This window comes from Streptomyces koelreuteriae (assembly GCF_018604545.1).
GTDB lineage: Bacteria > Actinomycetota > Actinomycetes > Streptomycetales > Streptomycetaceae > Streptomyces > Streptomyces koelreuteriae.
Map to the genome: position 1 here is coordinate 3,207,790 of NZ_CP075896.1, position 11,274 is coordinate 3,219,063.

Below are 11,274 nucleotides of genomic sequence, written 5' to 3' on the forward strand. Positions count from 1 at the left end.
ACGGCCCCAGCCCCACCCCGGCTAGCGGAGTGGGGCTGGGTACGACCCGTACGACCTGGTGCTCACCACCCTCGGTGATCAGCACCGGTGGTTCAGACGAGCTCGGTGACCGTACCGCCGGCGGCGGTGATCTTCTCCTTGGCGGAGCCGGAGACGGCGTCGACCGTCACCTGCAGCGCCACGGAGAGCTCGCCCTGGCCGAGGACCTTGACGAGGCTGTTCTTGCGGACGGCACCCTTGTCGACCAGGTCGGCAACGGTGACCTCCCCACCCTCGGGGTAGAGGGAGGCGAGCTTGTCCAGGTTCACGACCTGGTACTCCGTCTTGAAGGGGTTCTTGAAGCCCTTCAGCTTCGGGAGACGCATGTGGAGGGGCATCTGGCCACCCTCGAAGCGCTCCGGAACCTGGTAACGGGCCTTCGTACCCTTGGTACCACGACCGGCCGTCTTACCCTTCGACGCCTCACCACGACCGACACGGGTCTTGGCGGTCTTGGCGCCCGGGGCGGGACGGAGGTTGTGGATCTTGAGCGGGTTGTTCTCCGCCATGATCAGTCGACCTCCTCGACCGTCACGAGGTGGCGGACGGTGTGCACCATGCCGCGGAACTCGGGGCGGTCCTCCTTGACGACCTGCGTGTTGATGCCCTTGAGACCAAGGGAACGCAGGGTGTCACGGTGGTTCTGCTTGCTGCCGATGTAGGACTTGACCTGCGTAATCTTGAGCTGCGCCATGATTACGCACCCGCCCCGGCACGCGCACGGAGAAGAGCCGCGGGGGCGACGTCCTCGAGGGGCAGACCACGGCGGGCCGCGATCTCCTCGGGACGCTGCAGGCCACGGAGGGCCTCCACGGTCGCGTGCACGATGTTGATCGCGTTGTCGGAGCCGAGCGACTTCGACAGCACGTCGTGGATACCGGCGCACTCGAGCACGGCACGCACCGGACCACCGGCGATAACACCGGTACCGGGCGACGCGGGCTTGAGCAGCACGACGCCGGCAGCCTTCTCACCCTGGATGGGGTGCGGGATGGTGCCCTGGATACGGGGGACCTTGAAGAAGTGCTTCTTGGCCTCCTCAACGCCCTTGGCGATGGCGGCCGGCACCTCCTTGGCCTTGCCGTAACCGACACCCACGGTGCCGTCACCGTCGCCCACCACGACCAGCGCGGTGAAGCTGAAGCGACGACCACCCTTCACAACCTTGGCGACGCGGTTGATCGCGACAACGCGCTCAACGTACGCGGTCTTCTCGGCGGCAGCAGCGCCGCCGTCACGGCCCTTCCGGTCCCGCCGCTCGCCGCCACCGGCACCGCCACCGCGGCGCTGGGGTCCAGCCATTGGAATTACCTCTCTCTGTTTCCGCTAGCTACGGAACCGGCTCAGAACTTGAGCCCGGCCTCGCGGGCGGCGTCCGCCAGGGCGGCGATGCGCCCCGCGTACTGGTTACCACCACGGTCGAACACGACGGCCTCGACACCGGCGGCCTTGGCGCGCTCGGCGACCAGGGCGCCGACCTGCTTGGCCTGCGCGGACTTGTCGCCCTCGCCACCGCGGATCGAGGTGTCCAGGGTGGACGCCGACGCAAGGGTGTGACCCTTGATGTCGTCGATCACCTGGGCCACGATGTGGCGGTTCGAGCGGGTAACGACCAGACGCGGACGCTCCGCCGTTCCGTTGATGTTCTTACGGATCCGGATGTGGCGGCGCTTGATCGCGGCGCGCTTGTAGGCGTCGCCCTTAAGGATCTTCTGTCCGTATGCCATGGCTTACTTACCCGCCTTTCCGACCTTGCGGCGGATGACTTCGCCCTCGTACTTGACGCCCTTGGCCTTGTACGGGTCGGGCCTGCGCAGCTTGCGGATGTTGGCCGCAACCTCGCCGACCTTCTGCTTGTCGATGCCCTCGACCGAGAAACGGGTCGGGGACTCCACCTTGAAGGTGATGCCCTCGGGGGCCTCGACCAGGATCGGGTGGCTGTAGCCCAGAGAGAACTCCAGGTTGGAGCCCTTGGCCAGGACACGGTAGCCGACACCGCTGATTTCGAGCTTCTTGACGTATCCCTGGGTCACACCGGTGATCATGTTCGCCACCAGCGTGCGGGACAGGCCGTGCAGGGCCTTGCTCTGCCGCTCGTCGTTGGGCCGGAGCACCTGAAGGGTGCCGTCCTCGGCCTTGGCGATGTCGATCGGCGCGATGACGGTGTGGGTCAGTTCGCCCTTGGGGCCCTTGACCGCGACCGTACGGCCGTCGATGGTGACGTCCACGCCGGCGGGAACCGGGATGGGGAGCTTGCCGATACGCGACATTGCTGTCTCTCCTCCGTTCCCGAATTACCAGACGTAGGCGAGGACTTCCCCACCCACGCCCTTCTTCTGCGCCTGCTGGCCGGTCAGGAGACCGTGGGACGTGGAGATGATGGCCACGCCCAGGCCGCCCAGAACCTTCGGCAGGTTGGTGGACTTCGCGTACACCCGGAGACCGGGCTTGGAGATCCGCTTGATGCCCGCGATGGAGCGCTCACGGTTGGGGCCGAACTTCAGCTCCAGGACGAGGTTCTTGCCGACCTCGGCGTCCTCGACCTTCCAGCCCGTGATGAAGCCCTCCTGCTGGAGGATCTCCGCGATGTGCGACTTGATCTTCGACGCCGGCATCGTCACGGAGTCGTGGTATGCCGAGTTCGCGTTCCGCAGACGCGTCAGCATGTCTGCGATCGGATCAGTCATGGTCATGAATTGGCCTTCGGCCTCTCTCGCCGGGGTTTCCTGGTGCGCCATCCCTCTCCCCGATCCGAGACGGGACGGGTGCGGCGCGGTGGACCTACGGCGTAGTAAGTCGTACGGGCGACCGTCAGGCGCCCAACCCTCCAAGCCTAAGCCATGAAGGGGAGGGCGCCTGACACGCCCATTGCTTACCGAGAGCCCTGCTAATCCCTAAAAGGGGGATTACCAGGAGCTCTTGGTCACGCCCGGCAGCTCGCCACGGTGAGCCATCTCACGAAGGCACACGCGGCACAGGCCGAACTTGCGGTACACGGAGTGCGGGCGGCCACAGCGCTGGCAGCGGGTGTAGCCACGCACACCGAACTTGGGCTTGCGAGCAGCCTTCGCGATCAGAGCCTTCTTCGCCATCTCGCTCACGCCTCCTTGAAGGGGAAGCCGAGGTGACGAAGGAGCGCGCGGCCCTCAGCGTCGTTGGTCGCCGTGGTCACCACGGTGATGTCCATACCCCGGGTGCGGTCGATCTTGTCCTGGTCGATCTCGTGGAACATGACCTGCTCCGTGAGACCGAAGGTGTAGTTGCCACGGCCGTCGAACTGCTTGGGGGACAGGCCGCGGAAGTCGCGGATGCGCGGCAGCGCGAGCGACAGGGTGCGGTCCAGGAACTCCCACATGCGGTCGCCACGGAGCGTGACGTGGGCACCGATCGGCTGGCCCTCACGCAGCTTGAACTGCGCGATGGACTTGCGGGCCTTGGTGACGGCCGGCTTCTGACCGGTGATCGTGGTGAGGTCCTTGATGGCACCCTCGATCAGCTTGGAGTCGCGGGCGGCGTCGCCCACACCCATGTTGACCACGATCTTGACGAGACCGGGGATCTGCATGACGTTCTCGTACTTGAACTCGTCACGCAGCTTGCCCGTGATCTCCTCACGGTACTTCTGCTTCAGACGCGGGCTGGTGGTGGTCGTCATCAGATGTCCTCACCCGTCCGCTTGGCAACGCGGATCTTGTTGCCTTCGTCGTCGAAGCGGTAACCGACGCGGGTCACGACCTTGTTGCCGTCCTTCTCCACGACCAGCTGGACGTTGGAGACGTGGATCGGCGCTTCGGTGGTGACGATGCCGCCGGCCTGCGAACCGCGAGCCGTCGGACCTGCCTTGGTGTGCTTCTTGACCCGGTTGACACCCTCGACCAGGACACGCTCGTCGCGCGGGTAAGCGGCAATGACCTTGCCCTGCTTGCCCTTGTCCTTACCGGTGATGACCTGGACCAGGTCGCCCTTCTTGATCTTCATGCTCACAGCACCTCCGGCGCGAGGGAGATGATCTTCATGAACTTCTTCTCGCGCAGCTCACGGCCGACCGGGCCGAAGATACGGGTGCCACGAGGGTCGCCGTCGTTCTTCAGAATGACAGCGGCGTTCTCGTCGAAGCGGATGTACGAGCCGTCGGGACGGCGGCGCTCCTTGACGGTGCGAACGATGACCGCCTTGATGACGTCACCCTTCTTCACGTTGCCGCCGGGGATCGCGTCCTTGACGGTGGCGACGATGACGTCACCGATACCCGCGTAGCGGCGACCGGAGCCACCGAGCACACGGATGCAGAGGATTTCCTTCGCACCCGTGTTGTCGGCGACACGCAGTCGCGACTCCTGCTGGATCACGTCTATCTCCTGGTTGTCTGCCGGTTCCCGGCAGGGGCTCTCCTCTTGCGAGGTCGGCCCCTGCCGAGCCTGGCGGAACTATTCCTAGGGGGTCCCCCTAGGAGGGATTACTTGGCCTTCTCGAGGATCTCGACGACGCGCCAGCGCTTCGTCGCGGACAGCGGCCGGGTCTCCATGAGGAGGACACGGTCGCCGACACCCGCGGCGTTCTGCTCGTCGTGCGCCTTGAGCTTGTTGGTACGGCGGATGACCTTGCCGTACAGCGCGTGCTTGACGCGGTCCTCGACGGCGACGACGACGGTCTTGTCCATCTTGTCGCTGACGACGAGACCCTCGCGGGTCTTGCGGAAGCCGCGGGCCTCTGCAGTCTGCTCAGTCACGTTGCTCTCACTCATCAGGCGCTCTCCACCGTCTCGATGCCCAGCTCGCGCTCACGCATCAGGGTGTAGATCCGCGCGATGTCCTTACGGACGGCCTTCAGCCGGCCGTGGTTCTCGAGCTGACCCGTCGCCGCCTGGAAGCGGAGGTTGAACAGCTCTTCCTTGGCCTCGCGGAGCTTGTTGAGCAGCTCCTCGTTGCCCAGCTCGCGCAGCTCGGACGCCTTGGTACCGGCCGACATCACGCTTCACCTGCCTCGCGCTTGACGATCTTGCACTTCATCGGCAGCTTGTGAGCCGCACGGGTCAGGGCCTCGCGCGCGATCTTCTCGTTGGGGTACGACAGCTCGAACATCACGCGTCCGGGCTTGACGTTGGCGATCCACCACTCCGGAGAACCCTTACCGGAACCCATGCGGGTCTCGGCGGGCTTCTTCGTGAGGGGACGGTCCGGGTAGATGTTGATCCAGACCTTGCCGCCACGCTTGATGTGACGGGTCATGGCGATACGAGCTGCCTCGATCTGCCGGTTCGTCACGTAAGCCGGGGTCAGGGCCTGAATGCCGTACTCGCCGAACGCAACCTGCGTGCCACCCTTGGACATGCCGTTGCGCTTGGGGTGGTGCTGCTTGCGGTGCTTGACCCTACGGGGGATCAGCATGTCGGTCAGGCCTCCGTTCCGGTGCTCTCAGCCGGAGCGGCGGACGCGGGAGCCTCGGCCTTGGGGGCCTCGGCGCCGGCAGCCTGCTGCGGCTTGCGACCGCGCCGCTCGCCACCGCGGCCACCACGGGCCGGGCGGTCGGCACCGCCGCGGGCCGGGCGGTTACCCGCACGGGCAGCAGCGTTCTCGGCGCGGACCTCGGCGATGTTCTTGACGTCGCCCTTGTAGATCCAGACCTTCACACCGATGCGGCCGAAGGTCGTCTTGGCCTCGAAGAAGCCGTAGTCCACGTTCGCGCGGAGGGTGTGCAGGGGCACACGGCCCTCGCGGTAGAACTCCGAGCGGGACATCTCGGCGCCACCGAGGCGGCCACCGCACTGGATCTTGATGCCCTTGGCGCCGGCCTTCATCGTGCCCTGCATGCTCTTGCGCATGGCGCGACGGAAGGAGACGCGGGAGGAGAGCTGCTCGGCGACGGCCTGGGCAACCAGCTGAGCGTCGGTCTCGGGGCTCTTGACCTCGAGGATGTTCAGCTGGACCTGCTTGCCCGTGAGCTTCTCGAGGTCACCGCGGATGCGGTCGGCCTCGGCGCCACGGCGGCCGATGACGATGCCGGGACGCGCGGTGTGGATGTCCACACGCACACGGTCACGGGTGCGCTCGATCTCCACCTTCGAGATGCCGGCGCGCTCCATGCCGGACGTCATCATCCGACGGATGGCGACGTCTTCCTTGACGTAGTCCTTGTACAGCTTGTCGGCGTACCAACGCGACTTGAAGTCGGTCGTGACACCGAGCCGGAACCCGTGCGGGTTTACCTTCTGGCCCATTACCGGGTTCCTTCCTTGCTGCTGACGACCACGGTGATGTGGCTGGTCCGCTTGCGGATCCGGTAGGCACGGCCCTGGGCGCGCGGACGGAACCGCTTCAGGGTCGGGCCCTCGTCGACGTAGGCCTCGGAGACGAAGAGGCTGTCGACATCGGTGTGGTCGTAGTTGTGCGCGGCGTTGGCAATGGCGCTGTCCAGCACCTTGCCGACCGGCTGGCTCGCGGCCTGCGGGGCGAAACGCAGGACCGCCTGAGCCTCCGTGGCGTTCAGGCCACGGATGAGGTCCACCACGCGGCGGGCCTTCATGGGCGTGACGCGGATGTACCGCGCCTGGGCCCTGGCTTCCATGGTTGTCCTTCCAGTGTCTGTCATGGTCATTCCACCCCGCGCTTAGCGGCGCTTCGACTTCCGGTCGTCCTTGACGTGACCCCGGAAGGTGCGCGTCGGCGAGAACTCGCCGAGCTTGTGGCCGACCATCGACTCGGTGACAAACACCGGAATGTGGGTCTTGCCGTTGTGCACCGCGAGCGTGTGGCCGAGCATGGCCGGCACGATCATGGAGCGACGGGACCAGGTCTTGATGACGTTCTTGGTGCCGGCTTCGTTCTGTGCGTCCACCTTCTTGATCAGGTGGTCGTCGACGAAGGGCCCCTTCTTCAAGCTACGAGGCATCTCAACCCGTCCTTAGCGCTTCTTGTTCGTCTTGCGGCGGCGGACGATGTACTTGTTCGACGCCTTCTTGGGCGAACGAGTACGGCCTTCCTTCTTGCCCCAGGGGGACACCGGGTGACGACCACCCGAGGTACGGCCTTCGCCACCACCGTGCGGGTGGTCCACCGGGTTCATGACCACACCACGCACGGTCGGGCGAACGCCCAGCCAGCGCTTACGGCCCGCCTTACCCCAGTTGATGTTGCTCTGCTCGGCGTTGCCCACCTCGCCGACCGTGGCGCGGCAGCGCTGGTCGACCAGGCGGATCTCACCGGACGGCATGCGGAGGTGGGCCATCGAGCCCTCCTTCGCGAGCAGCTGCACCGAGGCGCCGGCGGAGCGGGCGAACTTCGCACCGCCGCCGGGACGCAGCTCGATGGCGTGCAGCGTCGTACCGACCGGGATGTTGCGCAGGGCAAGGTTGTTGCCCGGCTTGATGTCGGCCCCGGGACCGTTCTCGACGCGGTCGCCCTGGCTCAGGCCACGCGGCGCGAGGATGTAGCGCTTCTCGCCGTCCGCGTAGTGCAGGAGCGCGATGCGCGCGGTGCGGTTGGGGTCGTACTCGATGTGCGCGACCTTCGCCGGCACGCCGTCCTTGTCGTGACGACGGAAGTCGATCACGCGGTAGGCGCGCTTGTGGCCACCGCCCTGGTGGCGGACGGTCACACGACCGGAGTTGTTACGGCCACCCTTGCTGTGCAGGGGGCGGACCAACGACTTCTCCGGCGTGGACCGCGTGACCTCGACGAAGTCGGCGACGCTGGAGCCGCGACGGCCCGGCGTAGTCGGCTTGTACTTGCGGATTCCCATTTCTCAGTCCTCGTCCGATATCGGACGATCCGGACCGCCCTCAGGCGGTCGGACCGCCGAAGATGTCGATACGGTCGCCCTCAGCGAGGGTCACGATCGCGCGCTTGGTGGACGCGCGCTGGCCGAAGCCGGTGCGGGTCCGCTTGCGCTTGCCCTGGCGGTTGATCGTGTTGACCCCGGTGACCTTGACCGAGAAGACCGCCTGGACGGCCTGCTTGATCTGGGTCTTGTTGGCGCTCGGGTCGACGACGAACGTGTACTTGCCCTCGTCGAGGAGCGCGTAGCTCTTCTCCGAGACAACCGGCTTGAGCAGCACGTCACGGGGGTCCGTGAAGGACTTGCTCAGCGGGGTCTCGACGGTGTTCTTGCCCTCGGCGGCGTGGCGGCGCGCCTTGGCGACGCGCGCGGCCTTGGCCTTCTTCGCCGCCTTGGAGGCAATGGCGGGGTGACGGATAGCCATCAGGCCTCGCTCCCTTCGGTGTCATTGGCCTTCGGGCCGGACACGAAGGACTCGAAGGCGGCCTGGGTGAAGACCACGTCGTCCGAGACGAGAACGTCGTACGTGTTCAGCTGGCCCGGCTCCAGGATGTGGACCTGGGGCAGGTTACGGGCGGACAGCCACGCGGCCTCATCGGCGCGGTCGACGACCAGGAGCAGGTTCTTGCGCTCCGAGATCTTGCCGAACAGCGACTTGGCGGCCTTCGTCGACGGGTTCTCACCCTCGATGACGCCGGAGACGACGTGGATGCGGTTGTGGCGGGCCCGGTCGGTGAGGGCGTGACGCAGAGCGGCAGCCTTCATCTTCTTCGGGGTCCGCTGCGAGTAGTCGCGCGGCACGGGACCGTGCACGACGCCACCACCGGCGAACTGCGGCGCGCGGGTCGAGCCCTGACGGGCGCGACCGGTGCCCTTCTGGCGGTACGGCTTCTTGCCGCCACCACGGACTTCACCGCGACGCTTGGTCTTGTGCGTGCCCTGGCGGGCAGCGGCGTTCTGCGCGACGACGACCTGGTGGATCAGCGGGATGCTGATCTTCTCCACGCCGAAGATCTCCGCGGGGAGCTCGACGCTACCGGTCTTCTCGCCTGCAGGCGAAAGGATGTCAACAGTGCTCATCGGTACCTCAGGCCCCCTTGGCCGCGGTGCGGACCAGGACGAGGCCGCCGTTCGGACCGGGAACCGCGCCCTTGATGAGCAGCAGACCCTTCTCCGCGTCAACGGCGTGGACGGTCAGGTTCTGGGTGGTGACCCGCTCGTTGCCCATGCGACCCGCCATGCGGAGGCCCTTGAACACGCGGCCCGGGGTGGCGCAGCCACCGATGGAACCGGGGGAGCGGTGCTTGCGCTGGGTGCCGTGTCCGGCGCCGAGGCCACGGAAGTTGTGACGCTTCATGACACCGGCGAAGCCCTTGCCCTTGCTCTTGCCGGTCACGTCGACCTTGAGGCCGGCCTCGAACACCTCGGCGGTGATCTCCTGGCCGAGGGTGTACTCGCTGGCGTCAGCGGTACGGATCTCGACGAGGTGGCGGCGGGGAGTGACGTCGGCCTTGGCGAAGTGGCCCTTGAGGGGCTTGTTCACCTTGCGCGGGTCGATCTCGCCGAACGCGATCTGGACGGACTCGTAGCCGTCGACGTCGTTCGTGCGGACCTGGGTGACGACGTTGGGGCCGGCCTTGACGACGGTGACCGGAACAACACGGTTGTTCGCGTCCCACACCTGCGTCATGCCGAGCTTCTCGCCCAGGATGCCCTTGATCTGCTTAGCCATTCTCAGATCACCGGCCTTCAGAGCTTGATCTCGATGTCGACACCGGCCGGGAGGTCGAGTCGCATCAGAGAGTCAACGGTCTTGGGGGTCGGGTCGAGAATGTCGATCAGGCGCTTGTGCGTGCGCATCTCGAAGTGCTCGCGCGAGTCCTTGTACTTGTGCGGCGACTTGATGACGCAGTACACGTTCTTCTCAGTGGGCAGCGGCACCGGGCCCGCGACCGACGCACCAGTGCGGGTCACCGTCTCGACGATCTTCTTCGCCGAGGAGTCGATGACCTCGTGGTCGTAGGCCTTGAGCCGGATGCGGATCTTCTGTCCCGCCATGGCTACTCAGTAGTCCTGTCTCTCGTAACGCTCTGGAACCCGGCGGATTCCTTCTGCTGCCTTCGTTCCTCCGACCCACGCGGTCGGGCGTGTCGCACTCTCGCTGACATGGATGCCCCTTGTTCGAACATCCCTGCGGGATTGCACACGGCCCTGCCGGAACCGCGAGCCGGGGGCGAAAGGCCCACCGGGTGCCTGGCCGGCGCCGCACTGACACTTCCCGAAAGATTCCCGTACGTCCGCCTCAGCGCTGCCGTATGGCAGTTGGGGCGACGAGTACTGTGGGACTCGCTTCCGGTCCTCCCGGCGGGAGGCGCGCAGCATCAACACTCGACCGAGCAACTCGGACAGTCTGCCATAGGGGGCGGGGGCTGCGCCAATCGAGCCGAGGAGAATACCCCGGGGGTGACGGAGGTCAAACCCCGGTGAGTCTCTGCAGCGCCTCGTCGAGTGTGGGAGCCAACAGCCAGACGCTGTCCATGCCGGCATAGAGCGAGCCGTCCTCCGCCATGGCCAGGTGCTGGTTCCCGCGGTCGCGCATACCGATGGGGTACAGATCGACGCCGGCCTGCTCGGCGAGGTCGTCGATGATCTCCCCGTCCCAGATCGCCGGCAGCGGGTCCAGCGAGAACTGCGTCCACGGCATCGAGCCCCTGGGCTTCCGGTAGGGCACTCCGACGGCTCCGAACTCCGCCAGAAAGCGCCGTGCCGCGCCGTGGATCCCGAACTCGCCAGTCTGCAAAAGGATGCTCTCCCAGGTCTCCGTGGGAACCGCCCGGCCCGGGAACCAACCGCCGGCCCGCAGCACCCGGTCCGTCTCCAGGGGCCAGCGCTGCCCGGCGTCCGTACCGGTCTCGACAGTGTCGAGCCGCGTCCAGAAGGAGTGCCCGGCCGCCGGCGCGCCGGGTGTCCAGAGGGCAGACCGCGCCGCCTGCGCCGCCACCAGGCGGTCCAGCGCCTGGTCGGTGGACGTGGCCAGCGGCTCCACGCGGTCCCTCAGGAGATGGAGCGCCCCGTTCTCGGTGATGCCCAGGAAGCTGGCACCCTCATCCGCCATGCCGATGGGATAGAGGGACTCCCCCGCTTCCCGGCTCGCCCTGGCGAATCGCTCGTCCTGCCATTGGGCCCCGAGCGGGTCGAACCGGATGGCCGACGAGGTGGCGATCGAATCGGCGGGCCAGCCGTACGTCACGAGACCGCCGAACTCGGAGAGGAAGCGACGCGCGGCCTCATGGGCCACGAAGGACCCACGCTCGCGCAGGATCGACTCCCAGGTGTCCGTCGGCACGAAACGGCCGGGTCGCCAACCCGCGCGTCGCAGGACCTCTTCGGTCTGCGGGGACCAATCACGTGCCTGATCGGTACTCACTTACATCACCACCCGAACGCCCAGTGCCCCAAACA

General features: G+C 66.6%; 22 protein-coding genes. All 22 read right to left on the bottom strand.

Features of this window, described 5'->3' with window-relative positions; genetic code table 11:
- Window positions 1–92 precede the first annotated feature (92 nt).
- Window positions 93–548 carry a 50S ribosomal protein L15 gene (rplO, locus tag KJK29_RS14105; protein ID WP_215119437.1) on the bottom strand — a complete coding sequence of 152 codons (456 nt, stop codon included), beginning with the start codon at window positions 546–548 and terminating at the stop codon, window positions 93–95.
- A gap of 2 nt (window positions 549–550) precedes the next feature.
- Window positions 551–733, bottom strand: a complete 183-nt coding sequence (gene rpmD, locus KJK29_RS14110; protein WP_003974250.1) for a 50S ribosomal protein L30 — start codon at window positions 731–733, stop codon at window positions 551–553.
- Between the two features lie 2 nt (window positions 734–735).
- Window positions 736–1,341 carry a 30S ribosomal protein S5 gene (rpsE, locus tag KJK29_RS14115; RefSeq protein ID WP_164332815.1) on the bottom strand — a complete coding sequence of 202 codons (606 nt, stop codon included), beginning with the start codon at window positions 1,339–1,341 and terminating at the stop codon, window positions 736–738.
- Between the two features lie 41 nt (window positions 1,342–1,382).
- Window positions 1,383–1,766 carry a 50S ribosomal protein L18 gene (gene rplR, locus KJK29_RS14120; RefSeq protein ID WP_030930487.1) on the bottom strand — a complete coding sequence of 128 codons (384 nt, stop codon included), beginning with the start codon at window positions 1,764–1,766 and terminating at the stop codon, window positions 1,383–1,385.
- A gap of 3 nt (window positions 1,767–1,769) precedes the next feature.
- Entirely contained in the window at window positions 1,770–2,309 is a 540-nt protein-coding gene (gene rplF, locus KJK29_RS14125) for a 50S ribosomal protein L6 (RefSeq protein WP_215119438.1), read from the bottom strand.
- A 24-nt stretch (window positions 2,310–2,333) separates the two neighbouring features.
- The gene (gene rpsH, locus KJK29_RS14130) at window positions 2,334–2,732 is read right to left on the bottom strand and encodes a 30S ribosomal protein S8 (RefSeq protein ID WP_104789270.1); all 399 of its coding nucleotides are present in this window, start codon (window positions 2,730–2,732) and stop codon (window positions 2,334–2,336) included.
- 213 nt (window positions 2,733–2,945) lie between these two features.
- Window positions 2,946–3,131, bottom strand: coding sequence for a type Z 30S ribosomal protein S14 (locus tag KJK29_RS14135; protein WP_003948630.1), 186 nt, complete (start codon window positions 3,129–3,131; stop codon window positions 2,946–2,948).
- A 5-nt stretch (window positions 3,132–3,136) separates the two neighbouring features.
- Window positions 3,137–3,694, bottom strand: a complete 558-nt coding sequence (rplE, locus tag KJK29_RS14140) for a 50S ribosomal protein L5 (protein ID WP_003992366.1) — start codon at window positions 3,692–3,694, stop codon at window positions 3,137–3,139.
- Complete coding sequence (rplX, locus tag KJK29_RS14145) at window positions 3,694–4,017, bottom strand: 50S ribosomal protein L24 (protein WP_053674523.1); 324 nt, start codon at window positions 4,015–4,017, stop codon at window positions 3,694–3,696. Before rplX ends, rplE begins: the two co-directional genes overlap by 1 nt.
- Window positions 4,018–4,019: 2 nt before the next feature.
- Window positions 4,020–4,388, bottom strand: a complete 369-nt coding sequence (gene rplN, locus KJK29_RS14150; RefSeq protein ID WP_003992364.1) for a 50S ribosomal protein L14 — start codon at window positions 4,386–4,388, stop codon at window positions 4,020–4,022.
- Between the two features lie 107 nt (window positions 4,389–4,495).
- Entirely contained in the window at window positions 4,496–4,783 is a 288-nt protein-coding gene (rpsQ, locus tag KJK29_RS14155; RefSeq protein ID WP_003992363.1) for a 30S ribosomal protein S17, read from the bottom strand.
- Window positions 4,783–5,007 carry a 50S ribosomal protein L29 gene (gene rpmC / locus KJK29_RS14160; protein ID WP_010036720.1) on the bottom strand — a complete coding sequence of 75 codons (225 nt, stop codon included), beginning with the start codon at window positions 5,005–5,007 and terminating at the stop codon, window positions 4,783–4,785. The genes rpsQ and rpmC overlap by 1 nt, the downstream gene beginning before the upstream one ends.
- The gene (gene rplP / locus KJK29_RS14165; protein ID WP_003992362.1) at window positions 5,007–5,426 is read right to left on the bottom strand and encodes a 50S ribosomal protein L16; all 420 of its coding nucleotides are present in this window, start codon (window positions 5,424–5,426) and stop codon (window positions 5,007–5,009) included. Before rplP ends, rpmC begins: the two co-directional genes overlap by 1 nt.
- A 5-nt stretch (window positions 5,427–5,431) precedes the next feature.
- A complete protein-coding gene (gene rpsC / locus KJK29_RS14170) occupies window positions 5,432–6,256 on the bottom strand; it encodes a 30S ribosomal protein S3 (RefSeq protein ID WP_184591448.1) in 825 nt (274 codons plus the stop codon).
- The gene (gene rplV, locus KJK29_RS14175; protein WP_030839668.1) at window positions 6,256–6,603 is read right to left on the bottom strand and encodes a 50S ribosomal protein L22; all 348 of its coding nucleotides are present in this window, start codon (window positions 6,601–6,603) and stop codon (window positions 6,256–6,258) included. Before rplV ends, rpsC begins: the two co-directional genes overlap by 1 nt.
- Before the next feature lie 42 nt (window positions 6,604–6,645).
- Window positions 6,646–6,927, bottom strand: coding sequence for a 30S ribosomal protein S19 (rpsS, locus tag KJK29_RS14180; protein ID WP_003992359.1), 282 nt, complete (start codon window positions 6,925–6,927; stop codon window positions 6,646–6,648).
- A 12-nt stretch (window positions 6,928–6,939) separates the two neighbouring features.
- Window positions 6,940–7,776, bottom strand: a complete 837-nt coding sequence (rplB, locus tag KJK29_RS14185; RefSeq protein ID WP_031141294.1) for a 50S ribosomal protein L2 — start codon at window positions 7,774–7,776, stop codon at window positions 6,940–6,942.
- A gap of 40 nt (window positions 7,777–7,816) precedes the next feature.
- Window positions 7,817–8,236, bottom strand: a complete 420-nt coding sequence (rplW, locus tag KJK29_RS14190) for a 50S ribosomal protein L23 (protein WP_031105224.1) — start codon at window positions 8,234–8,236, stop codon at window positions 7,817–7,819.
- The gene (gene rplD / locus KJK29_RS14195; RefSeq protein WP_189728748.1) at window positions 8,236–8,892 is read right to left on the bottom strand and encodes a 50S ribosomal protein L4; all 657 of its coding nucleotides are present in this window, start codon (window positions 8,890–8,892) and stop codon (window positions 8,236–8,238) included. Before rplD ends, rplW begins: the two co-directional genes overlap by 1 nt.
- Before the next feature lie 7 nt (window positions 8,893–8,899).
- On the bottom strand, window positions 8,900–9,544 hold the full coding sequence (rplC, locus tag KJK29_RS14200) for a 50S ribosomal protein L3 (RefSeq protein ID WP_215119440.1): 645 nt from the start codon (window positions 9,542–9,544) through the stop codon (window positions 8,900–8,902).
- 17 nt (window positions 9,545–9,561) lie between these two features.
- The gene (gene rpsJ, locus KJK29_RS14205) at window positions 9,562–9,870 is read right to left on the bottom strand and encodes a 30S ribosomal protein S10 (RefSeq protein ID WP_003948644.1); all 309 of its coding nucleotides are present in this window, start codon (window positions 9,868–9,870) and stop codon (window positions 9,562–9,564) included.
- Between the two features lie 415 nt (window positions 9,871–10,285).
- The gene (locus KJK29_RS14210) at window positions 10,286–11,239 is read right to left on the bottom strand and encodes an SUKH-3 domain-containing protein (RefSeq protein WP_215119445.1); all 954 of its coding nucleotides are present in this window, start codon (window positions 11,237–11,239) and stop codon (window positions 10,286–10,288) included.
- Window positions 11,240–11,274 lie beyond the last annotated feature (35 nt).